Raw genomic sequence first — 25,327 nt, forward strand, 5'->3', positions numbered from 1 at the left:
GTGCGGGGCGCGCCGAGCAGCCGCTGCTCGGTCGGGGCGACCTGCGGGCCGCGGGCCAGCGGGCCGTAGGCGGTGCGGCGCAGGCCGAGCTCGTTCCACAGTTCTTCGGCGAGCAGGTGCAGGGGCCTGCCGAGCAGGGCGGGCAGCAGCAGGCCGAGCAGGATGAAGCCGCGGTCGATGTAGCGGTGCCGGCTGCCGGGCGGGCTGACCAGCGGCTCCGCGCACAGGTGCTCGGCCAGCGGGCGGCCGGTGTGCTCGTAGCGGGCCAGGCCGGTCTGCGGGAGCAGGCCGGAGGTGTGGGTGAGCAGCTGCCGGGCGGTCAACTCCCCGCCTGGCGAGGGGAGTTCGGGAAGCCGTTCGCGCAGTGGGGCGTCCAGGTCGAGCCGGCCGGTGCGGACGGCGGCGCCGACCAGCGGCCAGGCGGCGAGCACCTTGGTGAGCGACGCCAGGTCGTACCGGGTGTGCGGGCCGGGCCGGGCGTCGCCGCACTCGGGCGCGACCAGGCCGTGTCCGACGGTGGCCCGCCCGGCGCCGGCCTGGCCGACGGTCAGCACTCCGCCGGGGAACATCCCGTCGTCCACCAGTTCGGCGAGGGCGGCGCCGAGCGCGTCGGCGGTGGCGGTGGTCCAGGCGTTATGCACGGTGTCCCTCTCGTCCGAGCCGGTGTTCTTCTCGGATTGTCACCGCGCCCGGGGGTGCCCGCCAGGGGCCGCCCGTGCCGTTCGTCAGGTGCTCCGGGCGGCCAGTGCGTCGAGGGCGGCCAGGGCCCGGTCGGCGTCGTCGGCGGGGACGAACAGGTGGTCGTGGTGGAAGCCGGCCACCACGTTGCAGCTGATGCCCTGCTCGGCGAGCGCCGTCGCGACGGCGGCGGTGAGGCCGACGGCGTCCAGCGCGGAGTGCACCCGCAGCGTGATCCAGGCGGCGGTGAACGCGTGCGGCAGGCCGAGCGACTCGGCCTCCTGCTCCGCGACCACGAAGGTCACGCCTTCGGGCTCGGCCACCGTGACGACCGGCCGCAACCCGGCGGGCACCCGCCCGGGGAGCGTGCAGTACACATAGCGGCCCGGATTGAGGACGGGACTCAACCCGGACAGCAGCTGTCGAAGATCGCGTTCGCCTGCCATGGCCAGCACCGTAGTGGCTCCACCCACCCGCGCAGAACCCCTGCGGCCGCGTGTCGAGGATGGCCCGGAGTTTCGGCCGGGCCGCCCCGGCAGGCCCCGGAGGGCACTTCGGCCACCTGCTCCCCGGGTGTCCCGGTGGTCGCATGCAGCCGACAACTCCCTTTTCCTGCAACGCACTTGGTTAATCCTTGGCGTGCGTGGTACCACCTTTGTGGTGAGCTCCGTCACGTGTCGCACCCTGTGCCGCAGCCGGTGCTCTCCAAGGGGGGCAGAGATGACCACGGACCCGGACGACAAGGCGGCCAAGCACGGGAAGGCCGTGCCGCCGATGAGACCCACCTTCGCGCCAGCCGACCCACCGCCCGCCCCGCCGCCGGTTCCGCAGGCCAAGGTCCCACAGGCCAAGGGCGTCGCGGGGCCGTCGTCGAGCACCTGGGCGGCGCCGCCGTACCGGGCCCCGGTCGGTCGGACCCCGACCGGCCAGAGCCCGACCGGCCGGACCTCGCCGTCGGCGACGGACGCCACCCGCTACCTCTGCGTCGCCGTCCAGCTGAACAGCGACCTGTCCGCGCGGGCCGTCGACTCCGTCCTGAAGGAGCCGTATCGCGCCGTCGCGTTCTCGCCCGGGGTCGACCTGGCCTGTGTGCTGCGGTACGCGCTGGCCGCGCGGACCCGGCAGGCCACCGTCCAGGTCCTGCTCGCGCTCGTCGCGATCGGCGTGCTGGCGTCGCTCGTCTTCCAGCCCTTCCCGGACAGCTCGGAGACCGTCCTCCCGGTGCCGCTGCCGCCGCTCGTCCTCCCGCTGCTGCTGGCGGCCTGGGCGATCGTGCTGGCCGAGCGGCTGCTCACCTTCTACGGAGTGCTGCGGGCCAAGCTGAGCCGGGACAACTTCGACCCGGACGCGGCTCCCCGGGCCAACCCGGACGACGAGAGGGTGCTGCAGCACGTCGCCGCACCGGGCCGGCAGGGGAACGTGTCCATCTTCGCGGGCTACGACCCGTTCCTCGGCTACGGCGGGCTCGCCAACCCGTGGAACTTCGCCATCGCCGTGGACCGGCCCGACGAGCAGTCCGACCACGTCGTGCCGTTCACCGTCCGGGAGTTGACCACCGAGATCACCGGCGCGCTCCAGGCGCTCGGACTGCCCGGCGTGGCGGTGTCCGAGCGGGTCTTCGTGAACGGTGCCGACCTCGCCCAGCGCCTGGACCCGGCGCTCCGCCGGCTGCTCCTTCCCCGCCCCGACGACCGGCCGCAGACCGAACTGCGCCAGGCCGTGGTCGACAAGCTGTGGGAGAGCGGCTCGGAGCCGGCCCGCCCCTACCTGGTCGCCACCGTCTCCGGGTGGAACGGCGAGCTGGTGGCGGGCTTCGTGGTCCGCTTCTCGCTGAGCGCGGCCCGGGACCTGCTCTTCGTCGAGGGCGGCAGCACCCTGCTCCCGCCGTTCCAGCGGCGCTACCACCAGGTCGACCACCTGCTCGACCGCCCCACCTGGTGGCAGCTGCTCGCCCTCCTCAACGCCTCGGCCCTCGCGGTGCCGGGCCGGCTGCTCAGCAGCCCGTTCCTGGCGTACGGGCTGCTGTTCGGCGGCGCGGCCGACCGGCAGAAGAAGAAGGAGCAGCTGCGGCAGATCACGCTCGGGGCGTTCAACCACGGCGCCGAGCTGAGCCTGCGGGAGCTGGCGGCCGAGACCTCGTTCCACCGGTACTTCCAGCAGGTCGACAGCCAGATGTACACCAAGATCGTCGAGCGGCGCGTCCTGGACACCCTCACCGACTTCCTCGCCGACCGGCAGGTGGACGTCTCCGAGCTCCGGGAGCGCCAGAGCGTGATCTACAACGGGGGCGTGTTCGCCTCCGGCAACGCCAAGGTCAGCTTCGTCAACTCCGCGGTGGCCGCCGGCGCGGGCAGCAGGCTCGCGCGCCTGGCCGGCCGTGCCGCGGACGGGATGAGAAAGGAAGGCCGATGACCGAGGACCGGCACATCACCGGCGGTCTCCACATCAGCGGCAACGCCCAGGTCACCATCAGCGGCGGCGCGATCGCGGCGGGCCAGGACTCCTCCGCCACGATCCACGCCCCGGCGGTGGACGAGGAAGCCGTCGCCCGCCGGGTGCTCGCCCTCGTCGAGCAGCTGCGGCAGAGCCAGGACCCGGCCGCGGTCCGGACGGCGGACGAGCTCGAACAGGTGGTGGCGGGGCCCACCAGGCGCTGGGACCAGGTCCTGCGGTTCCTTGCCCGGGCCGGCCGGGGCGTGGCCGCGACCACCGCGGTGGCCACCGAGATCCAGGGGCTGGAGCAGGCCGTCACGGCCCTGCTCTCCTAGCCGGCAACACCGTAGAAGTTCGGATACCAGGCGCCGCTCGGGCGCCGCGAGGGGGACGCAATGGCCGAGATCAAGGGTGTACTGCTGCCGGCCTACGTGCTGGCGGACGAGTCAGCGTCGATGGGCCCGTACCTGGACGAGCTGTCGGACGGCCTGGTCTCGCTCTGCGAGGGGCTGCGGGCGGAGCCGATGATCGCCGCGAAGCTGCGGCTCGCGGTGCTCGGGTTCTCCGACGACGTGCAGGTCCGGCTCGCGGTCGCCGACATGCGCACCGAGACCAGCCTGCCCGAGGTGGTGATCCGCGGGTCCACCCGCTACCGGGCGGTCTTCGACGACCTGCTGCAGCGCATCCCCACCGATGTGCAGTGGCTCCGCGGCCAGGGGTACCGGGTGCACCGCCCGGTGGTGTTCTTCCTCAGCGACGGCCAGCCGACCGACGGCAACGCCTGGCGGCGGCCGCACGCCGAGCTGGTCGACCGGGCCCGCACCCCCACCGCCCCCAACATCATCGCCTGCGGCATCGGCAGCGCCGAGGCCCGGACCATGCTGGAGGTCGCGACCCGGCCGGAGTTCGCGTTCGTGGCCGTGCCGGGGGCCGACATCGGCCGGGCCATCGCGGAGTTCTTCCACTCGCTCACGGCGAGCCTGGTCGCCTCCGGCCACGCGCTGAACTCCGCCGACCCGCGGCTCGTCGTCAACCGGCCGGACCAGTTCACCCTGGCCATCGACGAGGTCGGCCTGTGAGCCCGAACGGCGTCGAGGTCCCGCCGTGGCGGCGGATCGCGGTGGGCACCCCCGGCGTCGCGTTCGAGGCCCGGCCGCCCGGCGAGGAGGCCTTCGACGTGCCGGACGCCGAGTGCGACGGCTGGTCGACGGAGGCCCTCACGCTGCGGCTGGCGTCGGTGCGGGGCGCCCAGCACCGCTACTACGGCAAGCCGCGCCAGGACGCCGCCCGCGCCGTGCCGCACCGGCCGAGCGGCGCCGTCGTGTTCGCCGTCGCGGACGGCGTCTCCAGCGCCGCCCGGGCCGAGCAGGGCGCCGCCGAGGCGTGCCGGGCCGCGCTGGACCGGATCCTGCTCCAACTCGCCTGGAGCCCGGCCTCGTTGGACCTCCGCGACGTCGCCCTGCACGCCGCCGAACGGCTGCGGCGGCTGGCCGGCGTGCGGCTCAACAAGGCCGAGCCCGACCCGGCCGAGGTCGCGGCGCTGTACGCGACCACGCTGGTCACCGGCGTGGTCCGCCCCCACCCGGAGGGGCCGGTGGTCGAGCTGTGCCGGATCGGGGACTCGGGCGCCTGGCTGCTCGACGGCCGGCAGGCTGCCTACCGGCCGGTCTTCCCGTCGAAGACCGGCTCGGACACCCTGCTGGTCTCCAACGAGGTCAGGGCGCTGCCCGCGGTGCCCGCCGCGGTCGAACAGGTCACCGGGCGCCTCGCGCCCGACCAGGTGCTGCTGATCGGCACCGACGGCTTCGGCGACCCGCTCGGCGACGGCGACGGCCTGGTCGGCGCCCTGTTCGCCGACCAACTCGCCACGCCCCCGGCCCCGTTGTGGCTCGCGCACGTGCTGGACTTCGACCGGGAGACCTTCGACGACGACCGGACGCTGCTGGCCGTCTGGCGGCGAAGCCCCGCCGCGCCGCGATGAGCCCCGACGCCGGAAGGGCCGTCGACCGGGGAGCCCTGGTGCTGGACGGCCGCCTCGGGCAGGGCGGGCAGGGCGTCGTCCACCGGGTCGCCAACCGCAGGATCAACCGGGCCGCGGAGGACGGCGGTTGGGAGGTCGTCTACAAGGAGTACGCGCCCGACCTGCTGCCCGAGCTCGACGCCGCCGTGCTGACCGCGATGGTGGACCTGCGCGGCGAGCTGAGCGCCCACGAGGGCCGCTGGCTGTTCGAGAAGACCGCCTGGCCGGCGGCCGTGGTCCGGGTGGAGGGCCGGGTCGGCGGATTCCTCATGCGGGCCGCCCCGGACCGCTTCCGGTTCGACTTCCGCAGCCTGGGCGGGGCGGGCGCCACCCGCCGGCTGGCGAACCTGGAGTTCCTGCTCAACAGCGACGCGTACGCCACCGGGATCGGACTCGCCGTCGGGGACCGGGACCGCCTGCTGCTGCTGGCCGACCTCGCGGCGACGCTCGGCCGGCTGCACCGCATCGGCATCGGCGTCGGGGACCTGTCGCCGAAGAACCTGCTGTTCGCCGCCGCGGACCCGCCCGAGTGCTTCCTCATCGACTGCGACGCGATGCGGCTGCGCGGCGCCAGCGTCCTGCCGCAGGCCGAGACCCCGGACTGGCAGCTCCCGGAGGGCGAGGAGAAGGCCACCCCGGCCGGCGACGTCCACAAACTCGGGCTGCTCGCGGTCCGCCTGATCGCCCGCGACCAGATCACCACCGACCCCACCGCGCTGGCCGCGCTCGACCCCGGCCTCGGCGGGCTCGCCCGGCGGAGCCTCGACGCCGACCCGGCCCGCCGGCCGTCGCCGGGCGAGTGGGAGGAGCACCTGCGGGCGGTCGCCCCGACCGTTCCGCTTCCCGCCCCCGCCACCGCCGTCGCAGCGGATGACGACGAGGCGGACGACGGGCCGTCGAAGCCGTCGAAGCCGTCGAGCAGTGCGGGCCCGATTCTCGCCGCCGTCCTGGTGGCGGCGCTGCTGCTCCTGGTGTACCTGGTCAACCGGCCCTCCGACCCCGTCCGCTCCGCCGAGCCGACCGCCACCGCGAGCCGCTCGTCGACCCCCTCCCCGACGCCGTCCTCGACACCGTCCCCGACCCCCGAGCGCACCACCCGCCCGCCCTCGCCGACGGTCACCACCCCCACGTTCGACCCCAGGTCGCTCGACAGCGGGCAGACCGACCGGACGCCGCTGAGCGTGGACGCGCTGCTGCCCCGCTCCTTCACCGACTCCAAGGGCGTGACGTACACCCTGACCAGCGGCGGCGCGAAGGGCTGCACCGACGGCACCTCGGGAAAGGCCTCGTCCGTGCTGCGCGCGGCCGACTGCGACCAGGCGATGATCGGGACGTACGGCGACTCCCAGGGCCGGGTGCTGGTGATGGTGACGGTGATCCCGCTGGCGGACGCGCAGACCGCCAAGGACGCCTACGACGCGCTCGACGACGCCTACACCACGGACTGGGGCCTGTGGTGCCCGAAGGAAGGCCCCGGCTCCGAGCCCTGCGCCAGCACCGACGCGACCATCCGCCGGGCCGCCCAGAGCGGCTACCGCAAGCAGTACCACCGCTACCTGATGTCCTCCCGGGCGCTGTACGCCAACCTGACCACCGACTCCAGCGCCGAGGAGTGGACGGCGACGGCCGCCGAAGGAGCGGTCGACGGGGCCGGGCCGCAGAACTGGTTCGGCAATCGCTGACAGCGGGGGCGGACGGTTCCCGCCGACTCCTGGGCCGGGACCGCTGCACCGGTGACACGGTCACACAGGCAGCGCCGGCCCGTGGACGACGAGCCGGTTCTGCTCGCCGTCGAAGGTCGAAGCCAGGATGAGGGCTTCCTCCCGGTGCCCTTCGAACAGGCCCCGCCGGTCGACGTGCACGACCAGGCGGTCGTGGCCGTCGATCACCTCGGAGATGCCCCGGGTCTCGATCGTGTCCGACCACGCGTTCAGATTCCGGCCGAACCACGTCGGCAGCCCGCAGGGCCCGCTCACCGCGTCCCAGAAGTCGTTCAGTGTCTCGATCCGCCGACCGCGCAGGTCAACGATCAGCTCGCTGTTCATCACCACCACTGTATGTGCCCCTCGACCGACTGGACGTCGACCTTGACGGGCGGTAGTGGTTGTCGAACGACAGTTACCGATATATCGTCGAGTTATCGAGATGCTTCGACGATCGGGGTGTCCGACAATCAAGGGGAGTGGCACATGCGCTTCGAGAAGCGCCGTGGTGAAGAGCGTCGGGGCCGTTGGGCGGAGGCCCCGGGCGGTGAGGGCGAGGAGTTCGGGATGCGGGCGGCGTTCGGGCCGTTCGGGGTGCCGGGGCGGCCGATGCCGCCGTTCGGGCCGCGCGGGCGGGGGTTCGGCGGGCACGGGATGCGGGGGCACGGTGGTGGTCGGCGCGGCGGGCGGGCGCGGCGGGGCGATGTGCGGGCCTCGCTGCTCGCGCTGCTGCGGGAGCGGCCGATGCACGGCTACGAGATGATCACCGAGATCGGCGAGCGCACCGGCGGGGTCTGGCGGCCCAGCCCGGGCTCGGTGTACCCGACGCTCCAGCTGCTGGAGGAGGAGGGGCTGATCAGGGCCGACGAGGAGTCCGGCAAGAAGCTGTTCGAGCTGACCGAGCAGGGCCGGGCCGAGGCCGAGCAGGGCCCGGAGTCGCCGTGGGACGAGGCCGGCCGGCGGGACGAGTGGGAGGCCGTGCAGGAGGTCGGCGCCGCGCTGGCGGCGGTGGAGCACGCGGTGCGCCAGGTGATGATGACCGGCACCGAGGAGCAGCGCGCCAAGGGCCTGGTGGTGCTGGCCGAGGCGAAGAAGAAGCTGTACCTGATCCTGGCCGAGGAGGCCTGAGCGGCCCGTCAGCCGCTGGCGGCGTCGTCGTACTCGTAGCGCCAGCGGAACCGGCCCTTGGCGTTGTACTCCTTGGCGCGCCGGTAGACCAGCGTGGTCGCGGGGGTGTCGCCGTGCGCGGGCACGGGCACCCGGTAGACCTTCGGCACGGAGTGCAGCGGGCTGAGCAGGATCGGCAGGACCCGGCCGTCCAGCGGGCCCCCGAGGAATGCGGTGTCGGCGCTCTTCACCGCTCCAGGGTAGGCGCACGGGCGGGATGCCCGGCGTGGGCGGGTGTGTCCGCCGCCCGGCGGCGAGTGTGACGCGGACGGCACCGCGGGCGGTCATGCGCGGGCCTCCGGGAGCCTTATCCTGCTACGTACGCCCCCGGGGGTTGCCCCGGGTCCGCGGGCCCGTACGGGCCGGGTGGGGCGCGCCGAGGTGCGCCCGTCCGCCGAGCGCGACTCTCGAACTCCGTACCCGTCCCCGGACGTCGGCCGGCCGGAGAACCCGGCACCGGTCGACGGCAGACGCCCCCCGCGCGTGGTGCACCGATTCGGGAAGCAGCGAGCGGCCGCGTGCGTTGGCGTCGTTTGTTGCGTCGGTGGCCGTGCCGTACCTGGCACGGCAGCTCAGCAGGTGCGGAAGGGGCCAGATGGAAGCCAGCAGCAGGTGGACGTCCTGGTGGCGGCGGGACCGGAAGCAGGACGACCCGGGCGCCGGAGGGGACGCGGCTGTGAAGCTGGACCTGCTGCTGGGGGCGGTCCGGGCGGGGTTCCCGGTGGCGCCGGCGGCGCACCCGGCCGGGTACCGGTGTTCGTGCGACCGGGTCGGCTGTCCGGCGCCGGCCCAGCATCCGGTCTCGTTCGCCTGGCAGTCCCAGGCCACCACCGACGCCGAGCAGTTGGCGCACTGGCTGACGCGCGACCCGGAGGCGAACTTCGTCACGGCGACGGGCCGCGCGCACGACGTGCTGGACGTGCCGGCCGAGGCCGGGGTGCTGGCGCTGCGGCGGCTGGACGCGCTCGGCGTGGGCGGTCCGGTGGCGGCGGTCGGCGGCGACCGGTACCTGTTCTTCACCGCCACCCGCGGCACCCCGCAGGACGAGGACGAGTGGTGGCCCAGCGCGCTGGACGCCACCCCCGAGACGGTCTCCGAGCACCCGGGGCTGCGCTGGCACTGCCGCGGCTCGTACACGCTCGTCCCGCCGGCCGCGCTGACCGACGGCTCCCGGGTGCGCTGGCTGCGCGGCCCGGACCAGCCGCTGCCGGACCCGCTGCGGGTGCTGGACGTGCTGACCGACGCGTGCACCGAGGTCGGCGCGGTCGCCGAGGAGCAGTGGCTGATCGGCTGAGCCGGAGAGCGGAGCAGGAACGATAAAGCGGCCCGTCACCCCTGCGGGGGAGGCGGGCCGCTTCCGTCGCCGGTCACGGCAGGGTGAGGATCTCCGCGCCGTCGGCGGTGACCACCAGGGTGTGCTCGAACTGGGCGGTGCGCCTGCGGTCCTTGGTGACCACCGTCCAGCCGTCCGGCCAGATGTCGTAGTCGTAGCTGCCCAGGGTGAGCATCGGCTCGATGGTGAAGGTCATGCCCGGCTTGATCACCTGGGTGGCCCGCTCGCTGTCGTAGTGCGGGACGATCAGGCCGGAGTGGAACGAGGTGTTGATGCCGTGGCCGGTGAAGTCGCGGACCACGCCGTAGCCGAACCGCTTGGCGTAGGACTCGATGACCCGCCCGATCACGTTGATCTGCCGTCCGGGCTTGACCGCCCTGATCGCCCGGTCGAGGGATTCCCGGGTGCGCTCCACCAGCAGCCGGGACTCCTCGTCCACGTCGCCGCACAGGTAGGTGGCGTTCAGGTCGCCGTGCACCCCGTGGATGTACGCGGTGGCGTCGATGTTGACGATGTCGCCGTCCTGCAGCACGGTCGAGTCCGGGATGCCGTGGCAGATCACCTCGTTGATCGAGGTGCAGATCGACTTCGGGAAGCCCCGGTAGCCGAGGTCGGACGGGTAGGCGCCGTGGTCGCACATGTACTCGTGGGCGACGGCGTCGAGCGCGTCGGTGGTGACGCCGGGGGCGATCAGCTTGGCAGCCTCCGCCATCGCCTGCGCCGCGATCCGGCCGGCGATCCGCATCTTCTCGACGGTCTCCGCGGTCTGCACCTCGGGGCCGGTGTACGGCGTCGGCGCGGGCTTGCCGACGTACTCCGGACGCGCGATGTGCGCCGGGACCTTGCGGGTGGGGGACTGCGTGCCGGGTACCAGAGCCATGACCGCGAGTGTAACGGCCGCCATCCGTCCGCCCCGGGCCGTGTGCGCGGCCGGGCCACCGGGAATGATCACCACTGACCGCCGCGGCCGCCGCCGCGGGGTCCACCAGGACGGGAGACGAGACGATGGCGTTCGGTCGCGGCAAGCCCACCGGGAAGCCGGGGGAGTGGTTCTACTGCATCAAGCACGGCAAGGTCGAGGAGGGCCCCGAGTGCCCGGCCAAGGACCGGCTCGGCCCGTACGCCACCCGCGAGGAGGCCGCGCGCGCCCTGGAGACCGCCGCCGAGCGCAACGAGGAGTGGAAGCAGGACCCGCGCTGGAACGACGAGGCGCCCGGGGCCTGACGCCCCCTCACACCTCGGCGGCCGCGGCCGCCTCGGCCTGCTGCTTCTCGTGCTGCGCCCGCACCGCCAGTACGTGCGGATCGGTGCGGGAGTCCCAGGCCAGCAGCTTCGGGATGGACGCCGTCAGGGCCAGCACGCCCAGCACGCACATCACGCCGCCCGTCCAGATCGAGGCCCGGGTGCCGACCAGCGCGGCCATGCCGCCGGCCCGGACCTGGCCGAGCTGCGGGCCGACCGAGTACGACAGCAGCTCCACCCCGGCGAGGCGGCCGCGCAGCTCGTCGGGGATGGACTGGTTCCAGATCGTCGACCGGGCGACGCCGCTGATCTGGTCGGCCGCGCCCGCCAGCGCCAGGCACAGCAGCACCAGCCAGACGTTCCCGGCCAGGCCGGCCAGCGCCATCGAGCCGCCCCAGCCGAGCGCCGCGAACAGCAGCATCCGCCCGTGCCGGTGGACCCGCGACAGCCAGCCGCCGGTCGCCGACACCAGCAGCGCGCCGACCGCCGTCGCCGCGTACAGCAGGCCCAGCGCCCACTCGGCGTCCAGCGAGTCCGCCAGGAACGGGAAGACCGCGACCGGGAAGGCGAACAGCATCGCCACCGTGTCGATCGCGTAGGTGCCCAGCAGGTCCTTGCGGCTCCACGCGTAGGCCAGGCCCTGCCCGAGGCTGCGCAGCGAGGGCCGGTCGGCGCTCTCGGCGGGCGGGATCGGACGCATCCGGGCGATCAGCGCCAGCGACACCAGGAACGTCAGCACGTCCAGCGCGTAGGCGCTGCGCGCCCCGGCCACCGCGACGACCACGCCCGCCAGCGCCGGGCCGGCCACCGAGGCGGCGTTGCGGTACAGCGAGACGAGGGTGAACGCGGCGGGCAGCTGGTCGTGCGCCACCACCCGGGGGAACATCGAGTCCAGCGCCGGGCGCTGGATGCCGTCCAGCGCCGCGGTCAGCGCCCCCACCAGGTAGATCGGCCACAGCATCGGGTGCGGCAGCAGCGAGTTGGCCAGCAGCAGCACCGCCATCAGCGTCAGCCCCGCCTCGCTGAGCAGCACCAGGCGGCGGCGGTCCAGGGCGTCCGCCAGCGCCCCGCCCCACAGGCCGAACACCACCAGCGGCACCAGCTCGAAGGCGCCGGCCAGGCCGACCGCGAGGGTCGAGTCGGTCAGCTGCTTGATCTGGATCGGCACCGCGATGTACGTGAGGAAGCTGCCGAACGCGGTGACGCACCCCGACGTCCAGAGCAGCCGGAACTCCCGGGAGGCGCGCCAGGGCGTCAGATCCGGGATCAACTTGCGCACGAAGCGGGCAGCAGCGGTCACATGACCGGATGCTGACGGAGCGGGACGGATCGGGGCAAGCGATTTTTCCGCCGCCCCGTCACCAGCGCACCACCGGCGAGGCGGCCAGCCGCTCCGCCAGCCGGGCCAGCCGGGAGCGCGGCGGCACCGTCGAGGTGGCCGAGCTGACCAGGTGCTGCACCAGCTCGAACGGCTCGGGCTCGACGTCGGGCACGGTCAGCCGCTCGTGCGCCAGCGCCGTCAGCTCGGGGTCGCCGTCGTCCAGGGTGAGCAGCACCGCGCCGGCCCGGCGGGCGCCGTCCAGCCGCTCCAGCAGGGGCGCGTCGGCGGGCGCGGGGGCGACCAGCAGCACCGTCGCGCCGCCCCGCGCCTCTTCGAGCCGGGGCAGTCCGCACGCCAGATGGCCCGGCGCGCCGGCCGGGACGGTGTGCCGCACCAGGGTCGGGACGAGCTCCGGCACACCGCTGTACGCGGCCTCGTCGCTCAGGTGCGCGGCCAGGTGCCAGGGCTCGTAGCGCGGGGTGCCGACCAGCAGCAGGCCGCTGGCGCTGCGCCTGGTCACCGAGCCGCGCAGCGCGGCGGCGAAGGCGCCCGCTCGTTCGGGCCAGCCGGTGCCGGCCAGCGACTGCCGGAGTGCGGAAACTCTCACCGCGTCCATGCGCGACAGCATGCTGGCCGGGCGCGGCGTTTGGCAGGATCTTCCGCATGACGCAACCCGATTCAGTGAACCCGACGGCCGGCCCGGGCCGTGAACTGCCCGACGTCTCCGACCTCGTGGTAGGAGTCCTCGGCGGCACCGGCCCCCAGGGCCGCGGCCTCGCCTACCGGCTCGCCAGGGCGGGCCAGCAGGTGGTGATCGGCTCCCGCAGCGCCGAGCGCGCCGAGGACTGCGCCACGCAGCTCGGCCTGGGCATCCGCGGCGCCGACAACGCGCGCTGCGCCCGGGAGAGCGACGTGGTGATCGTCGCGGTGCCGTGGGACGGCCACGCCGAGACGCTGACCGCGCTGCGCGCCGAACTCGCCGGGAAGATCGTGGTGGACTGCGTCAACCCGCTGGGCTTCGACAAGCAGGGCGCCTACGCGCTGCCCGTCCCGGAGGGCTCGGCCGCCCAGCAGGCCGCCGCGCTGCTGCCGGACTCCACCGTCACCGCGGCCTTCCACCACCTGTCGGCGGTGCTGCTCCAGGACGAGTCGCTGGAGACCATCGACACCGACGTGATGGTGCTCGGCGAGGACCGCGCCGCCACCGACACCGTGCAGGCGCTGGCCGGCCGGATCCCCGGCATGCGCGGCGTCTTCGCCGGGCGGCTGCGCAACGCCCACCAGGTGGAGGGGCTGGTGGCCAATCTGATCTCGGTCAACCGCCGCTACAAGGCGCACGCCGGCCTGCGGATCACCGACGTGTGACCGCCCGCGCCGCGGTGTGACCGACGCCGCGGCGCGCTCCGGCCACCCCCGGCCGGAGCGGGGTGTTCGGTCGGCGAGAATGGCGGGGCCACACCGCGCCCGCCCGAGGAGTCCCGTCATGCCCCGCAACGCCCTGTACGCCGTGATCGTCCTGGTCCTGGCGGTGGCCGCCGCCGTGGTCTCGTTCGTCCAGGGCAACTGGCTCGGCGTGGTGTGGGTGCTGATGGCCGGGGTGGCCAGCAACATCGCCTGGTACTACCTGCGCAAGGACCGCGCCACCCGGGCCGCCGCCCAGCAGGCGCGGTAGCCGCGCCCCGGGCTCAGTCGGTCGTCCAGAAGGTGAACATCTTGTGGCCCATCCCGGCGAGCCACGGGTCGGCGCCGAACAGGTCGAAGACCGAGGCGGTGAGGTCGAACAGCCACGCGCCGACCTGGCTCTGCCACACCAGCGCGAACAGCAGCAGCATGCCGTAGGGCGCGTACGGGGCGACCGCCCGGCGGACCTTGTACGACAGCCAGGGCTCGACGATGCCGTAGCCGTCCAGGCCGGGCACCGGCAGCAGGTTCAGGATCGCCGCCGTCACCTGCAGGTAGCCGAGGAAGGCCAGCGCGGCGGGCAGCGGGGAGAAGTACTGCTCCTGCCCGTCGTAGTGGGCCGGCACGTCCGGGTTGTCGAACCAGCCCTGGCCGACCGCCACCAGCAGCAGGACGCCGAACACCGCGTTCACCAGCGGGCCGGCCGCCGAGATCAGGCTGTGCTTGAGCCGGCCGGAGATCCGGTCCCGCTCGATGTACACCGCGCCGCCGGGCAGGCCGATGCCGCCCATCAGCACGAACACCACCGGCAGCACGAAACTCAGCACCACGTGCCCGTACTTGAGCGGGTTCAGCGTCAGGTAGCCCTTGGTGCCGACCGTGATGTCGCCGCCCGCCAGCGCGGTGCGGGCGTGCGCGAACTCGTGCAGGCACAGCGACACCATCCAGCCCGCCACCACGAACAGGAATATCCCGAGCCGGTCGTTGCCCCAGCCGGTGGCCAGCGCGACGCCGGACGCGAGGAAGGCGGCGGCCAGCGCCAGGAAGATCGGGCTGACCCGGCTCTCCGCGCTGCGCTGGCCGGTACTGGCGTAGGTCATGGCGAGGGGCTCCGGAACTGGGGGTGGGGCGGACGTCCGATCATGCCGGGTGCCCGGCGCACCGGACAAGCGGCCCCGGATGAACGGACGGCGGCGGCCGGTCGTTCCGCACGGACGTACGCCCGGGGTTCCGCGCGTCCCCCAGAATGGGCGGGTGCATTACGGCATCCTCGGCACCACCACCGCCCACCACGACGACGGCACCCCGGTCGCGCTCGGCGGCGCCCGGCTGCGCGCCCTGCTGGCCGCGCTCGCGCTGCGCCAGGGCCGGCCCGTCCCGGCCGAACTGCTCGCCGACGAGGTGTGGGCCGAGGAACCGCCGCAGGACGCCGCCGCCGCGCTGCAGACCCTGGTCGGCCGGCTGCGCCGCACCGTCGGCCGGGCCGAGATCGGCTCCGGACCGGCCGGCTACTGGCTGACCGGCCCGCACACCGACGTCGCCGAGTTCCAGCGGCTGGCCGCCGACGGCGCCCGCGCCCTCACCGACGGCGACCCGGCCGCCGCCGCCGACCGGCTCACCGCCGCCCTCGCCCTGTGGCGCGGCCCCGCGCTCGCCGACCTGCCCGACCGCACCGCCCCCGCCGCCCGCCTGGAGGCCCAGCGCGAAGAGGCCCGCCGGCACCGGCTGAACGCCCAGCTCGCCCTCGGCCGGGCCGCCGAGGTCGCCGCCGAACTCGCCGAACTCTGCCGCGACCACCCCCTCGACGAACAGCTCCACGCGCTGCGCCTGCGCGCCCTGCGCGCGGCCGGCCGCACCGCCGAGGCGCTCGCCCGCTACGAGGAGGTCCGGCGCACCCTCGCCGAGCAGCTCGGCACCGACCCCGGCCCCGAACTGCGCGCCCTGCACCGCGAGTTGCTCACCACCGCGCCCGAACCCGCAGCCCCGCCCGCCACCGCCCCCGCGCCGGGCAACCTGCGCCCCGGCCGCACCAGCTTCGTCGGCCGCGAGGACGAACTCGCCACCGTCGCCCGGGCGTTGACCGCCGGACGGCTCACCACCCTGACCGGGCCCGGCGGCTCCGGCAAGACCCGGCTGTCCGTCGAGGCCGGCCGCCGCGAACAGGACGCCGCCCGCTGGCCCGGCGGCATCTGGCAGATCGAACTCGCCCCGCTGGAGGACCCGGCCGCCGTCCCCGACGCCGTCGCCGCCGCGCTCGGCCTGCGGGAGACCGTCCTGCACACCGGCGGCACCGTCGCCGAAGCCATCGAGGGCGGCCGCAAGGACCCGGCCTCCCGACTGGTCGACCACCTCGGCCGCCGCCGCGTCCTGCTGCTGCTCGACAACTGCGAGCACGTCGTCCAGGCCGCCGCCGACCTCGCCGACCGGCTGCTCGCCGACTGCCCCGGCGTCACCGTCCTCGCCACCAGCCGCGAACCGCTCGGCGTCCCCGGCGAGACCGTGCTGCCCGTCGAACCGCTGCCCGACCCGACCGCGCTGCGCCTGCTCGCCGAACGCGGCGCCGCCGCCCGCCCCGGCTTCCGCACCGACCAGGACCCGGAGGCCTGCGCCGAACTCTGCCGCCGCCTCGACGGACTGCCGCTGGCCATCGAACTCGCCGCCGCCCGGCTGCGCGGCCTCACCCCGCGCCAGCTCGCCGACCGCCTCGACTCCCGGTTCGCGCTGCTCACCGCCGGCTCCCGCACCCTGCTGCCCCGCCAGCAGACCCTGCGCGCCGTGGTCGACTGGTCCTGGGACCTGCTCGGGCCGCGCGAGCGCGCCGTGCTGCGCCGGCTGGCGGTGTTCGCCGGCGGCTGCACCCTGGAGTCCGCCGAGGCCGTGGTCGCGGACGCCGAGGTGCCCCGCGAGGAGGTCGCCGACCTGCTGCTCTCGCTGGTCGACAAGTCCCTGCTGGTGGCCGGGCTCGGCGACCGGCCCCGCTACTGGATGCTGGAGACCATCCACGAGTACGCCGCCGAACGCCTCGCCGAAGCGGCCGAACCCGAGGTCGGCCACCGCCACACCGCCCACTACCGCGAACTCAGCCGCACCGCCTACCTGAACCTGCACGGACCCGGGCAGCTCGACGAACTCGCCCGCCTCGACCGCGAACAGGAGAACGTCCGCGCCGCGCTGCGCCGGGCCGTCGACACCGGCCAGGAGCAGGAGGGCCTGGCGCTGGTCCTGTCGATGGCCGGCTACTGGATGCTGCGCGACTACCGCACCGAGTCCGGGAGTTGGTTCCAGGCGGTCGCCGCGCTCGGCCCCGACCCGTACGCGGACGACGCCCCGCCGCCCGTCCCGCTCACCGGCGGCCCGCTGGACGGACCGCTGCCGATGCCGCCCGCGCTGCTCGACGAGGCCCGCCGCCAGCTCGGCCTGCTCCGGCTGATCAGCCGGTTCTCCGGCGACATGAGCCTGCTCGACAGCTCGGGCGCGCTGCACACCGCCGAACGCATCCTGGCCACCTACACCCCCGACCTGCCGCAGTCCTACCGGCAGCCGGTGCTCGCCCGGGTCTTCACCGTCTTCCTCACCGGCGAGATGCGGCGCACCCGCGAGGTGATGGACGACGCGGTGGCCGGCGCCCGGGTGCACGGCGGCCCGCTCGACCTGGCCTTCGCCCTGCAACTGCGGGCCCGGCTGCTCAACGACCTGGCCGGCTCGCTCGACCAGGCGATCGCCGACAGCGAGGAGGCGCTGGCCCTCTACACCGCGGCGGGCGACCGCTGGGGCATGTCCGACGCGCTCTCCGGCAAGGCCGAGAACGCCACCAAGTCCGGCGACACCGCCCAGGCCGAGGAGGCGTTCCGGCAGGCCATCGAGCTCTCCGTCCAGCTCGGCGCCCACCAGGAGGTCCCGATGCTGCGGGCCCGCCTCGGCGAGGTGCTGGCCGACCGCGACCCGGAGGCCGGCGAGCGGATGGTCCGCGAGGCGGTCGCCGACGCGGCCGAGGACCGCTCCGACGCCGAGGGCGCCCGGATATACGGGCGGATGGTGCTGTGCCACCTGTCCGTGCAACGCGGCGAGTACGCCGAGGCGCTGGCCGTGCTCGACGAACTGGGCACCACCCACGGCCGGCGCGGCCCGGTGCCCTCGGTGTTCGCCGGCGTCGTCGGCTGCATCCGCGGCTGGGTGGTCGCCCGCGCCGGCGACCCGGTGGCCGGACTGGAGCTGATGCGGGTCGGACGCCGCGAGATGACCGGCGTCGAAGGCGGCGCCACCATCTTCGTCGAGCACATGGCGATGATGCTGATGACCCCGGTGGCGGCCGGCCTGATCGAGTACGCCCGCGCCTTCGGCGAACCCGCCGCCGCCCGCCGCGCCGTCGAACTGCTCGGCGCCCACGAGGCCATCAGCGGCATGCCCGGCTCGTTCATGGAACGCTCCGAGCACGCCCGCTGCACCGCCGAGGCCCGCGAACTGCTCGGCCCCGACGACTTCCTGGCCGCGCACCGGCAGGGCGAACGACTCACGCTGGGTGAGGCGTCCGCCCTGCTGAACGAACCCTTGGCGTTCTGAGCGGCGGCGGCCGGACTCACGTGCGCTTGCGGAACCGGGCCACCGCCAGCGGCGCCGTCACCACGGTGATCGCCGCCGCCCAGATCAGCACCGTCACCACCGAGTTGCCCACCGGCTGGTCGTTGATCAGCGCCCGGCAGGCGTCGGCCAGCGCCGACAGCGGGTTGTGCTCGGTGAACGCCCGCAGCCAGCCCGGCATGGTGGACGGGTTCGCGAAGATCGAGCTGCCGAACTGCAGCGGCATCATCACCAGCATCGACATGCCCTGCACCGCCTGCGCGCTGCGCAGCGACATGCCCAGCAGCATCGACACCCACATCAGCGAGGAGCCGAACACCAGCGACAGGCCGACCGCCGCCAGCAGCTTCAGCGGGCCGCCGGCCACGTCCATGCCGAGCAGCATCGCGAAGCCGATCAGCACCGCGAAGGCCACCACGGCCCGCAGCGTCTCCGCGATCATCTTCGACAGCAGCACCGCAGAGCGGCCGATCGGCAGGGTGCGGAAGCGGTCCATCACGCCGGTCTGGAAGTCGGTGTTCAGGCCGGTGCCCAGCGCCATCGCCAGGTTCAGGCCGGTGGTGCCGAGCAGGCCCGGCACCATGTACTGCATGTACGTGTGCTGGTCGGCGGCCATCGCGCCGCCGAACACGTAGACGAACAGCACGATCATGATGACCGGCACCAGCAGCGCGTCCAGCATGGACTCCGGGTCGGCCTTGATCCGCATCAGGTTCCGGCGGGTCAGCGCCCCCAGGTGCCGCAGGCCGGCGCGCAGCCCGATCCGGGAGTCGTCCGCGCCCGGCGCCGCGGCGGGCGCGGTGGTCGGGGTCAGGGTGGCGGTGCTCATGCGACGGGCTCCTTCTCGCGGGCCGGGGCGGGGACGGACGGCTTGCCGGTGATGGACAGGAAGACCTCGTCCAGGCTCGGCAGCTTGGTGTCGATGCCGGCGATCCCGAACCCCCGGGTGCCCAGCACGCCGATCACGGTGGTCAGCCGGGCCTCGTCCGTGAGATGGACCGAGAGCAGGCCGGACTCCTCGGAGAACGTCGCCGGGATGCCGGCGTCCTGGAGCGCGCGGGCCATCTCCGGGAGCTCCGCCGGGCGCTGCGGGCGCACCTGCAGGCTCTGGCCGCCGACCTGGGTCTTCAGCTGCTCGATGCCGCCGTTGGCGATCACCCGGCCCTTGTCGATGACGGTCAGCGCGTCCGCGAGCTGCTCCGCCTCCTCCATGTACTGCGTGGTCAGCAGCACCGTCGAGCCCTCGCCGACCATCCGCTGCACCTCGTCCCACACCTCGTTGCGGGTCCGCGGGTCCAGGCCGGTGGTGGGCTCGTCCAGGTACAGCACCTTCGGGCGGCCGATCATCGACGCCGCGAGGTCGAGGCGGCGGCGCATGCCGCCGGAATAGCCCTTCGCGGGGCGCTTGGCGGCCTCGGTGAGCGAGAAGCGCTCCAGCAGTTCGGCGGCGCGGGCCTTGGCGTCCCTGGCGGAGAGGTCGAGCAGGCGGCCGATCAGGTAGAGGTTCTCGTAGCCGGACAGCAGCTCGTCCACCGAGGCGTACTGGCCGGTCAGGCCGATGGTGCGGCGCAGCTGCTTCGGCTGGCGGAGCACGTCGTACCCGCCGACGAACGCCGTGCCCGCGTCCGGCTTGATCAGCGTCGACAGCACCCGCACCAGCGTGGTCTTCCCGGCCCCGTTCGGCCCGAGCAGGCCCAGCACCGTCCCCTCGCGCACCGTCAGATCGACCCCGTCGAGGGCCTTCGTCTCCCCGTAGTGCTTCACGATGCCGTGGACCTCCACGGCGTTCCGTTCGATTCGCGTCATGGGAACACCGTGCCGGGGGCGGCTGTCACGCGACTGTCAGCCCGCTGTCACGGGCGCGACAGCCGACGGGCGCACCACCAGGGGCGCGGGGAACTGCGCGAAGCGGAAGGCACCCCACCGCAAAGATCGCGACGCAGGACAATGACCTGCACGTGATCGCGACCTTGCGGACGTGACTTGCGCTTGTCGCGCAGTTCCCCGCGCCCCTGTCGGTGCGCTCCCCGGTCTGCCCCCGCCCCTACAACGGCTGCGGCTCCAGGTCCCGGTTGCTGCGCTGCCACCCCCGCGCCGCGACCACCGACGGGTGGTCCTCGCCGAAGAGTTCGACCAGCGCCGCGACCGCCTGCATCCGCAGGTTCTCCGCCTCGCTGCGCCGCCCGGCCAGTCGCAGGGTGATGGCCAGGTTGGCCTGGCAGATCAGCGAGTCGGGGTGGTTGGCGCCGTAGCGGGCGACCAGGCCGTCCCACGCGGCGCGGGCCATCGCCTCGGCCTCGGCGAGTTCCCGGTTCTCGGCGAGCGCGTTGGCCAGGTTGATGCTGGCGTTGAGGGTGAACGGGTGCTCGGGGCCGAGCACCCGTGCGAGGCCCTCTGTCGCGCTGCGGCCGTGGGCGATGGCCCCGGCCACGTCGGAGGATCCGCGCAGGTAGATGGAGAGGTTGTTCTCGCAGGCGTAGGTGAAGGGGTGCTCGTCGCCGAACAGCCGCCGGTGGCCCTCGTAGGCGTCGGTGGCGATGTCCCTGGCGGTCTCCTTGTCGCCGGCGGCGCTGAGGTCCGCGGCGAGGTTGAGCCGGCAGGCGAGGGCGTCGGCGAAGTCGGGCCCGAACAGGTCGACGTAGCGTTCGTAGGTGCGTTCGGTGAGTTCGCGGGCCTCCGCGTACTTGCCGGCCCGGCGGAGCGAGACGGCGAGCGACTTGGCGTTGCGGAGTTCTTCCGGCAGGTCGGACTGGGTGAGGTCGGCGAAGGCCTCGGTGACTTCCCGCAGCAGGTCCACGGAGCCCTTGTAGTCGCCGAGTTCGCGCAGGTCGCGGGCGACGCTGGACTTGGTGCCGAGGGTGTAGGGGTGGTGCGAGCCGCGGACGGCGGAGTTGCGTTCGAAGGTGTCCTGGTCGAGTTCGAGGGCCTCGCGGCTGTTGCCGACCAGGCGGTGGTCGATGGCCAGGTTGTTGGCGACGGTGAGGGTGCGCGGGTCGTCCTCGCCGAAGAGTTCGACGAACTGGCTGTAGGTGTCGAGGTCGAGCGCCAGCGCCTCCTGGAAGCGGCTGAGGTAGCGCAGGTCGGCGGCCATCGAGTTGGCGGTCATCAGGGTGTACGGGTGGTGCTCGCCGAGCAGGTCGCGCTGGCCGGCGAGGGTGGCCTGGTCGAGTTCCAGGGCGTCGTTGTAGGCGCCCTGGGAGCGCAGCACGTTGGCGATCTGGAGGCGCAGGCTGAGGATCTGCCGCTGCCAGGTGCGCTTCTCGACCGGGTCGGCCTCGGTCTCGGAGCGGGCGGTCCAGACCTCGTCGAGCTGGCGGCCGAGTTGCAGGGCCTGGGAGAGGTCGACGCGCTTCCACAGGTAGCGGACGCGGTCGATGAGGAGTTCGCGGACTTCGCGCTCGTCGCAGTCCTGCGCGCGGGAGGGCGCGAGGTGCGGCCAGATCTTCTCCAGGGTGGGCCAGTTGGCGGGGTCGTCGGTGTCGCCGCGGGGCGGCCGGGCGTTGACCAGGATGCGGTGCACCTGGTGCGCGGCGATGTTGCGTTCGGCGTCGGTCATGCCGCTGCGGACGACGGCCTGGACGAGGCGGTGGACCTGGAAGGAGTCGGAGCCGGCGTCGGTCTTGGCGAGGGCGTAGCGGCTGACGGCGCGCAGCACCTTGCCGAGCAGGAAGGTGTCGGTGAGTTCCTCGTCGTACGGGTAGAGCGCGAGGCGCATCTGCTCGGAGAAGAAGAACTGCTTGAGCGAGATCGGCTCGGGGGCGAAGAACGCGCACAGTTCCAGCAGCCGGACGGCGGCGGGGGACTGTTCGCGCAGCCGGGTGATGGAGACGTTCCAGGTGAGGCCGACGGGCGTGGGGTAGTCGACGGGGGTCTCGCCGGCCGCCAGGACGCGGGTGGCCTCGGCCTTGAGCTGGCTGACGTAGGTGTCGACGGGAGTGCGGGTGGTCTCCAGCCAGGCGGCGGCGACCTCGACGGCCAGCGGGAGGTCGCCGACGGCCTCGGCGACCCGGTCGGCGTCGGCGCGGGCGAGGCCGCGGACCCGGCGGGTGAGGTGGTCGACGGACTCGGTGCGGTCGAAGACGTCGACGTTGAGCACGCCGGCCTGCCCGGACCAGCCCTGGTTGCGGGAGGTGACCAGGATGTGGCCGGGGCCGTCGGGGAAGAACCGGCGGATCTCGGCGGGCTCGTCGGCGTTGTCGAAGATCAGCAGCCAGTTCGCCGTGGGGTTGCCCTGGCGCAGCGCGTCGCGGGCGGCCTGGGCGGCCTCGTTGACGTTGTCGCCGACGCGCAGGCCCAGCCTGCTGGCGAGTTCGGCGAGGTCGACGACGACGTTCTCGCTCTGCTCGGCGTCGATCCACCACACCAGGTCGTAGTGCGACATGTAGCGGTGCGCGTACTCCAGCGCGACCTGGGTCTTGCCGACGCCGCCGAGGCCGTACAGGGTCTGCGGCGGCGGCAGCACGGCGGTGGTGCCGCCGGCGAGTTGGGCGCGCAGGTCGTCGAGGACCTTGACCCGGCCGGTGAACGAGTGGTTGCGCTGCGGGACTTCCCAGTAGGTGGGCTTGGTGCCGGGGAACCGGGGCGCGCCGGGGGTGCGTTCGGGCAGTTCGGTCTCGTTGCGGCCGAGGGCGCGCAGCAGCGTGGTGGCGGCGGCCTGTTCGTCGCGGCCGATCAGGTCGACCGGGTTGCGGCTGTTGTAGGGGGCGTTGAGGCGCACGTCGGACACCCGGACGGGGATCAGCTGCCGGCGGGCGCCGGCCGGGTCGGCGAGCACGGTGCGGTCCCACAGCGCCTGGGCCTGCGGCGACTGCAGGTAGGCGGCGGACAGCAGGGCGACGGTGCGGTACGCGGAGTCGATGCCGCGCCCGGTGGCCTCGCGCGGGTTGGCGCCGGCGCCGACGTCGCGCGGCACGACGCGGTATCCGGCGTCGGTGAGCAGCGCGGACACCCAGTCCGCCCAGGCCCGGTCCTCGGGGACGTAGCTGAGGTACAGGTCGGCGGGCGCGGTGGGGCGGCGGCGGGCGAAGCCGTCGAGGTGGCGCAGCCGCAGGTCCTCGGGCATGGGCGGCAGTCCGGCGACCCGGCCCTGGGTGATCTCCCGGGTGAGGCGTTCGTTGGCGGCCAGCATGGAGCCGGGCAGGCCGGGCTGGTCGCCGAACGGGGCGAGGATCTCCTCGTAGGCGTAGAACGGCCGGTAGGGGATCTCCACTCCGGCCCAGTAGCGAGCGAGGTCGCTCTCGGAGAACCCGGCGGGCAGCCCGGCGAACTTGATCCGGGCCAGTGCCCGGCCGGCGTCCGCCTTCTCCTTCTCGCCCTCGTCGATGCGCATCGGGACGGGCAGGATGCGGATGTCGCGGTCGCCGTAGCGGTCCTCGATGACCCGGGCGATCCGGGAGGCGCCGTCGATGGACTGGTCGCTGAGGGTGAAGCAGACCACCAGGTCGTCGGGCATCTCGACGGTGCAGATGTCGGCGGTGTCGGTGAGCCCGGTACGGCTGTCGATCAGCACGTAGTCGTACCGGCGCTTCATGTCGGCGCGCAGCGACTGGATGAAGCGGCGGCCCTCGTAGCGCTCGTACAGCAGGTCCCAGTCGAGCCGGGAGACCGAGTAGTCGCGGTTCTGCTGGCCGGCGGGGACGAGGTCGATCCGGCCGCTGCCGGGGAAGTGCGGCCAGGCGAGGGAGAGCGCGTGGGGGTGGATGCGGGCGAAGTCCTCGATCCACTCCGGGTCGCGGTCGATCGGCCGCCGGGCCTCTTCGAGGTAGTCGGCGAACAGGTCCATGATGCCGGTGGTGGCGGCGACCACCTCCGGGTTGAGGAACGGCCGGAAGAACTGGGCGAGGCCGGGCGCCTCCAGGTCCCAGTCGACGACCAGCACCCGGTAGCCGTTGGCGGCCAGTATCCAGGCGGTGTTGGCCAGCGCCATGGTCCGGCCGGTTCCGCCCTTGTACGAGTAGAAGGTGACGATCCGTCCGTGGCGGTTCTCCACGGTGGCGTCGCGGCGGCGCGCCTGGATCTGCGGGCCCTTCGCCGGCCTCTCGGTCATGACGTTCCCTCCCCCGGGCCCTTGGTGCCCGTTGTGTCCCGCACGCCGTGCCGCCGGACGGAGTCCCGACCGTCCGGCGTCCTGCTGGTGTCGTTCAGGGGCCGATACTGGGTCTGCGGTCGGCCGGCCCGTCGCCGGGCCGCTCGCGGTGCTGCTGTTCGTGGGCGGTGCAGGCGCGCATCACGGCGCGTTCCATCTCGCCGCGGAACTCCTCCAGGCTGCCGGGCGCGCCGCCCGGGCCTTCGTCGCGCAGGCTGGGTCGTTGGCGGGCGCCGCGGCTGACGGTCAGCACGCTGTCGCCGATCTCGTTGAGCATCCGTTCGTGGTCGCGGCTCTGCTGGTCGTCGCGGTTCCAGGGTTCGAGGATGGCCACCGAGCCGAGGTTGCGCCGGTCGAGCCGCCGCACCGCCTCGGCCCGCCGCCCGTCCAGGAACGCCCACCGGTCGACCAGCAGGACGCAGGGCGCGGAGGGCCGTTCACTGGTCAGCAGGTGTTCCGTCTCCTCCTCGAACTCCCTTACGGTGGGCTGGAATCCCATGCTGCGGGCGACGTCGGCGGCGTCCTGGGCGAGCGGCCGGCCGGAGTCCGGGCGGAACGGCTGCCAGTCGGTGCGCTGCTCGCCGTACCAGGCGGCGCTGCGGTTGGGCGGGAGTTCGGGCTGCCGGTAGGAGAACACCGAGATCCGCACGTTGTCGGCGCTCTCGGGCGGGTCGAAGGCGGACGGCTGCGACTCGAACTCCAGCACCTGGCCGGTCGGGATGACGGTCTGTTCGGCGACGTCCACGATGCGCTGGGCGAGGCGCCACACGGCGGTGTGGTACTGCGAGCTGTAGGTGGCGATCTTCATCAGCGCGTACAGGCCCTCGGCCGCGTAGTCCGGGCCGAAACTGTCGTGGTTGAACTGCAGTTCGCCGGCCACCCGGGGCAGCGGGTAGTGGTCCATCGGCACCCACAGCGCCGGGACTATGCCGGTCATCCGCTCGGTGGTGGGCCTGCGCTGGTAGACCGAGCGCCGGGTGAACAGGTGCCATTCGCGGCCGCAGGCCTCGGACTTGAAGTACCGCGGCGAGTACAGCGGCACGAACACCCGGCAGGTGGCCAGCTCCCGGGACAGCCGCTCGGCCCACTTCTGGCCCTGGTGCATGGAGCGGTCCATGAAGCCGATCGGATGCCCGGCGGGTGCGTCGGTGATCTGCAGGATCGCCTCGCACAGGTCCTGGTGCAGCTTCGCGACCCACAGGTTGGGGTCGGCCGCGCCCCGCGAGGCGACCCTCGGGGTGTGCGCGTAGCTGAGGAAGAAGTACGGCCGCGGTGTTTCCTTCCCCCGGACCGCTGGGCTGTTCACACGCGCCTCCCCCGAGCCCGCCTGTCACTGATTCCCCGAAAGGGACTCAAGTGTAGGAAC

The 25,327-nt window shown here is 73.7% G+C and carries 23 protein-coding genes; 11 read left to right on the plus strand and 12 right to left on the minus strand.

The features are described 5' to 3' along the window. Together ACWEMJ_RS08945 and ACWEMJ_RS08950 are read right to left on the minus strand one after the other, a co-directional pair. On the minus strand, positions 1-641 hold a 641-nt coding region (locus ACWEMJ_RS08945), incomplete at its 3' end, for a serine hydrolase domain-containing protein (RefSeq protein WP_452136296.1). An 84-nt stretch (positions 642-725) separates the two neighbouring features. Next, positions 726-1,124, minus strand: coding sequence for an ACT domain-containing protein (locus ACWEMJ_RS08950; RefSeq protein ID WP_452136297.1), 399 nt, complete (start codon positions 1,122-1,124; stop codon positions 726-728). Between the two features lie 274 nt (positions 1,125-1,398). On the opposite strand from ACWEMJ_RS08950, the gene ACWEMJ_RS08955 reads away from it, so the two are divergent. From ACWEMJ_RS08955 to ACWEMJ_RS08975, 5 genes are read left to right on the plus strand one after another with little or no spacing between them, the layout of a single operon-like run. After that, on the plus strand, positions 1,399-3,090 hold the full coding sequence (locus tag ACWEMJ_RS08955; protein ID WP_452136298.1) for a hypothetical protein: 1,692 nt from the start codon (positions 1,399-1,401) through the stop codon (positions 3,088-3,090). Further along, positions 3,087-3,446, plus strand: a complete 360-nt coding sequence (locus ACWEMJ_RS08960; protein ID WP_452136299.1) for a hypothetical protein — start codon at positions 3,087-3,089, stop codon at positions 3,444-3,446. The genes ACWEMJ_RS08955 and ACWEMJ_RS08960 overlap by 4 nt, the downstream gene beginning before the upstream one ends. A 60-nt stretch (positions 3,447-3,506) precedes the next feature. Then, a complete protein-coding gene (locus ACWEMJ_RS08965) occupies positions 3,507-4,190 on the plus strand; it encodes a vWA domain-containing protein (protein WP_452136300.1) in 684 nt (227 codons plus the stop codon). Beyond that, on the plus strand, positions 4,187-5,092 hold the full coding sequence (locus tag ACWEMJ_RS08970) for a protein phosphatase 2C domain-containing protein (protein ID WP_452136301.1): 906 nt from the start codon (positions 4,187-4,189) through the stop codon (positions 5,090-5,092). Before ACWEMJ_RS08965 ends, ACWEMJ_RS08970 begins: the two co-directional genes overlap by 4 nt. Continuing rightward, on the plus strand, positions 5,089-6,813 hold the full coding sequence (locus ACWEMJ_RS08975; protein ID WP_452136302.1) for a hypothetical protein: 1,725 nt from the start codon (positions 5,089-5,091) through the stop codon (positions 6,811-6,813). Before ACWEMJ_RS08970 ends, ACWEMJ_RS08975 begins: the two co-directional genes overlap by 4 nt. Positions 6,814-6,873: 60 nt before the next feature. Here the strand turns inward: ACWEMJ_RS08975 and ACWEMJ_RS08980 are convergent, their stop codons facing one another. Then, complete coding sequence (locus tag ACWEMJ_RS08980; protein ID WP_452136380.1) at positions 6,874-7,179, minus strand: barstar family protein; 306 nt, start codon at positions 7,177-7,179, stop codon at positions 6,874-6,876. A gap of 141 nt (positions 7,180-7,320) precedes the next feature. Here ACWEMJ_RS08980 and ACWEMJ_RS08985 point away from each other — a divergent pair, with 141 nt between their 5' ends. Continuing rightward, positions 7,321-7,962, plus strand: a complete 642-nt coding sequence (locus tag ACWEMJ_RS08985; RefSeq protein WP_452136303.1) for a PadR family transcriptional regulator — start codon at positions 7,321-7,323, stop codon at positions 7,960-7,962. Between the two features lie 8 nt (positions 7,963-7,970). Here ACWEMJ_RS08985 and ACWEMJ_RS08990 read toward each other — a convergent pair whose 3' ends face one another. Then, complete coding sequence (locus tag ACWEMJ_RS08990; RefSeq protein WP_452136304.1) at positions 7,971-8,192, minus strand: hypothetical protein; 222 nt, start codon at positions 8,190-8,192, stop codon at positions 7,971-7,973. Between the two features lie 404 nt (positions 8,193-8,596). Here ACWEMJ_RS08990 and ACWEMJ_RS08995 point away from each other — a divergent pair, with 404 nt between their 5' ends. Beyond that, entirely contained in the window at positions 8,597-9,295 is a 699-nt protein-coding gene (locus ACWEMJ_RS08995) for a bifunctional DNA primase/polymerase (RefSeq protein ID WP_452136305.1), read from the plus strand. 73 nt (positions 9,296-9,368) lie between these two features. On the opposite strand, the gene map is transcribed toward ACWEMJ_RS08995, so the two are convergent. Further along, positions 9,369-10,214: a type I methionyl aminopeptidase gene (map, locus tag ACWEMJ_RS09000; RefSeq protein WP_452136306.1), complete on the minus strand. Its 846-nt coding sequence runs from the start codon at positions 10,212-10,214 to the stop codon at positions 9,369-9,371. Positions 10,215-10,339: 125 nt separating this feature from the next. On the opposite strand from map, the gene ACWEMJ_RS09005 reads away from it, so the two are divergent. Further along, positions 10,340-10,558, plus strand: a complete 219-nt coding sequence (locus ACWEMJ_RS09005; protein WP_452136307.1) for a hypothetical protein — start codon at positions 10,340-10,342, stop codon at positions 10,556-10,558. 7 nt (positions 10,559-10,565) lie between these two features. Here ACWEMJ_RS09005 and ACWEMJ_RS09010 read toward each other — a convergent pair whose 3' ends face one another. Further along, positions 10,566-11,876 (minus strand): MFS transporter, encoded by a 1,311-nt coding sequence (locus ACWEMJ_RS09010; RefSeq protein ID WP_452136308.1) that lies wholly within the window; start codon positions 11,874-11,876, stop codon positions 10,566-10,568. Positions 11,877-11,934: 58 nt separating this feature from the next. After that, positions 11,935-12,513 (minus strand): hypothetical protein, encoded by a 579-nt coding sequence (locus tag ACWEMJ_RS09015; RefSeq protein ID WP_452136309.1) that lies wholly within the window; start codon positions 12,511-12,513, stop codon positions 11,935-11,937. 47 nt (positions 12,514-12,560) lie between these two features. On the opposite strand from ACWEMJ_RS09015, the gene npdG reads away from it, so the two are divergent. Continuing rightward, positions 12,561-13,262 (plus strand): NADPH-dependent F420 reductase, encoded by a 702-nt coding sequence (gene npdG / locus ACWEMJ_RS09020; RefSeq protein WP_452136310.1) that lies wholly within the window; start codon positions 12,561-12,563, stop codon positions 13,260-13,262. 118 nt (positions 13,263-13,380) lie between these two features. After that, positions 13,381-13,569 carry a hypothetical protein gene (locus ACWEMJ_RS09025; RefSeq protein WP_452136311.1) on the plus strand — a complete coding sequence of 63 codons (189 nt, stop codon included), beginning with the start codon at positions 13,381-13,383 and terminating at the stop codon, positions 13,567-13,569. A 13-nt stretch (positions 13,570-13,582) separates the two neighbouring features. Here the strand turns inward: ACWEMJ_RS09025 and ACWEMJ_RS09030 are convergent, their stop codons facing one another. Further along, positions 13,583-14,398 (minus strand): site-2 protease family protein, encoded by an 816-nt coding sequence (locus ACWEMJ_RS09030; protein WP_452136312.1) that lies wholly within the window; start codon positions 14,396-14,398, stop codon positions 13,583-13,585. A gap of 154 nt (positions 14,399-14,552) precedes the next feature. Between ACWEMJ_RS09030 and ACWEMJ_RS09035 the strand changes: the two genes are divergently transcribed. Then, positions 14,553-17,858 carry an ATP-binding protein gene (locus ACWEMJ_RS09035; RefSeq protein WP_452136313.1) on the plus strand — a complete coding sequence of 1,102 codons (3,306 nt, stop codon included), beginning with the start codon at positions 14,553-14,555 and terminating at the stop codon, positions 17,856-17,858. A 16-nt stretch (positions 17,859-17,874) separates the two neighbouring features. Here ACWEMJ_RS09035 and ACWEMJ_RS09040 read toward each other — a convergent pair whose 3' ends face one another. The 4 genes from ACWEMJ_RS09040 to ACWEMJ_RS09055 form a co-directional block, all read right to left on the minus strand. After that, complete coding sequence (locus ACWEMJ_RS09040; RefSeq protein WP_452136314.1) at positions 17,875-18,705, minus strand: ABC transporter permease; 831 nt, start codon at positions 18,703-18,705, stop codon at positions 17,875-17,877. Continuing rightward, on the minus strand, positions 18,702-19,682 hold the full coding sequence (locus tag ACWEMJ_RS09045; RefSeq protein WP_452136315.1) for an ATP-binding cassette domain-containing protein: 981 nt from the start codon (positions 19,680-19,682) through the stop codon (positions 18,702-18,704). The genes ACWEMJ_RS09040 and ACWEMJ_RS09045 overlap by 4 nt, the downstream gene beginning before the upstream one ends. Positions 19,683-19,920: 238 nt before the next feature. After that, a complete protein-coding gene (fxsT, locus tag ACWEMJ_RS09050; RefSeq protein WP_452136316.1) occupies positions 19,921-23,922 on the minus strand; it encodes an FxSxx-COOH system tetratricopeptide repeat protein in 4,002 nt (1,333 codons plus the stop codon). 94 nt (positions 23,923-24,016) lie between these two features. Beyond that, positions 24,017-25,267: a TIR-like protein FxsC gene (locus ACWEMJ_RS09055; protein WP_452136317.1), complete on the minus strand. Its 1,251-nt coding sequence runs from the start codon at positions 25,265-25,267 to the stop codon at positions 24,017-24,019. Between the last annotated feature and the right edge of the window lie 60 nt (positions 25,268-25,327).

The organism is Kitasatospora sp. NPDC004531 (assembly GCF_053602195.1).

What these genes read in the sequence shown, in the direction of transcription:
- ACWEMJ_RS08960 (WP_452136299.1), top strand. Translation starts at nt 3,087, where the DNA reads ATGACCGAGGACCGGCACATCACCGGCGGTCTCCACATCAGCGGCAAC.
- fxsT (WP_452136316.1), bottom strand. Translation starts at nt 23,922, where the DNA reads ATGACCGAGAGGCCGGCGAAGGGCCCGCAGATCCAGGCGCGCCGCCGC.
- map (WP_452136306.1), bottom strand. Translation starts at nt 10,214, where the DNA reads ATGGCTCTGGTACCCGGCACGCAGTCCCCCACCCGCAAGGTCCCGGCG.
- ACWEMJ_RS09015 (WP_452136309.1), bottom strand. Translation starts at nt 12,513, where the DNA reads ATGGACGCGGTGAGAGTTTCCGCACTCCGGCAGTCGCTGGCCGGCACC.
- ACWEMJ_RS08955 (WP_452136298.1), top strand. Translation starts at nt 1,399, where the DNA reads ATGACCACGGACCCGGACGACAAGGCGGCCAAGCACGGGAAGGCCGTG.
- ACWEMJ_RS08950 (WP_452136297.1), bottom strand. Translation starts at nt 1,124, where the DNA reads ATGGCAGGCGAACGCGATCTTCGACAGCTGCTGTCCGGGTTGAGTCCC.
- ACWEMJ_RS09030 (WP_452136312.1), bottom strand. Translation starts at nt 14,398, where the DNA reads ATGACCTACGCCAGTACCGGCCAGCGCAGCGCGGAGAGCCGGGTCAGC.
- ACWEMJ_RS08965 (WP_452136300.1), top strand. Translation starts at nt 3,507, where the DNA reads ATGGCCGAGATCAAGGGTGTACTGCTGCCGGCCTACGTGCTGGCGGAC.
- ACWEMJ_RS09040 (WP_452136314.1), bottom strand. Translation starts at nt 18,705, where the DNA reads ATGAGCACCGCCACCCTGACCCCGACCACCGCGCCCGCCGCGGCGCCG.
- ACWEMJ_RS08975 (WP_452136302.1), top strand. Translation starts at nt 5,089, where the DNA reads ATGAGCCCCGACGCCGGAAGGGCCGTCGACCGGGGAGCCCTGGTGCTG.
- ACWEMJ_RS09025 (WP_452136311.1), top strand. Translation starts at nt 13,381, where the DNA reads ATGCCCCGCAACGCCCTGTACGCCGTGATCGTCCTGGTCCTGGCGGTG.
- ACWEMJ_RS08995 (WP_452136305.1), top strand. Translation starts at nt 8,597, where the DNA reads ATGGAAGCCAGCAGCAGGTGGACGTCCTGGTGGCGGCGGGACCGGAAG.
- ACWEMJ_RS08985 (WP_452136303.1), top strand. Translation starts at nt 7,321, where the DNA reads ATGCGCTTCGAGAAGCGCCGTGGTGAAGAGCGTCGGGGCCGTTGGGCG.
- ACWEMJ_RS09005 (WP_452136307.1), top strand. Translation starts at nt 10,340, where the DNA reads ATGGCGTTCGGTCGCGGCAAGCCCACCGGGAAGCCGGGGGAGTGGTTC.
- npdG (WP_452136310.1), top strand. Translation starts at nt 12,561, where the DNA reads ATGACGCAACCCGATTCAGTGAACCCGACGGCCGGCCCGGGCCGTGAA.
- ACWEMJ_RS09045 (WP_452136315.1), bottom strand. Translation starts at nt 19,682, where the DNA reads ATGACGCGAATCGAACGGAACGCCGTGGAGGTCCACGGCATCGTGAAG.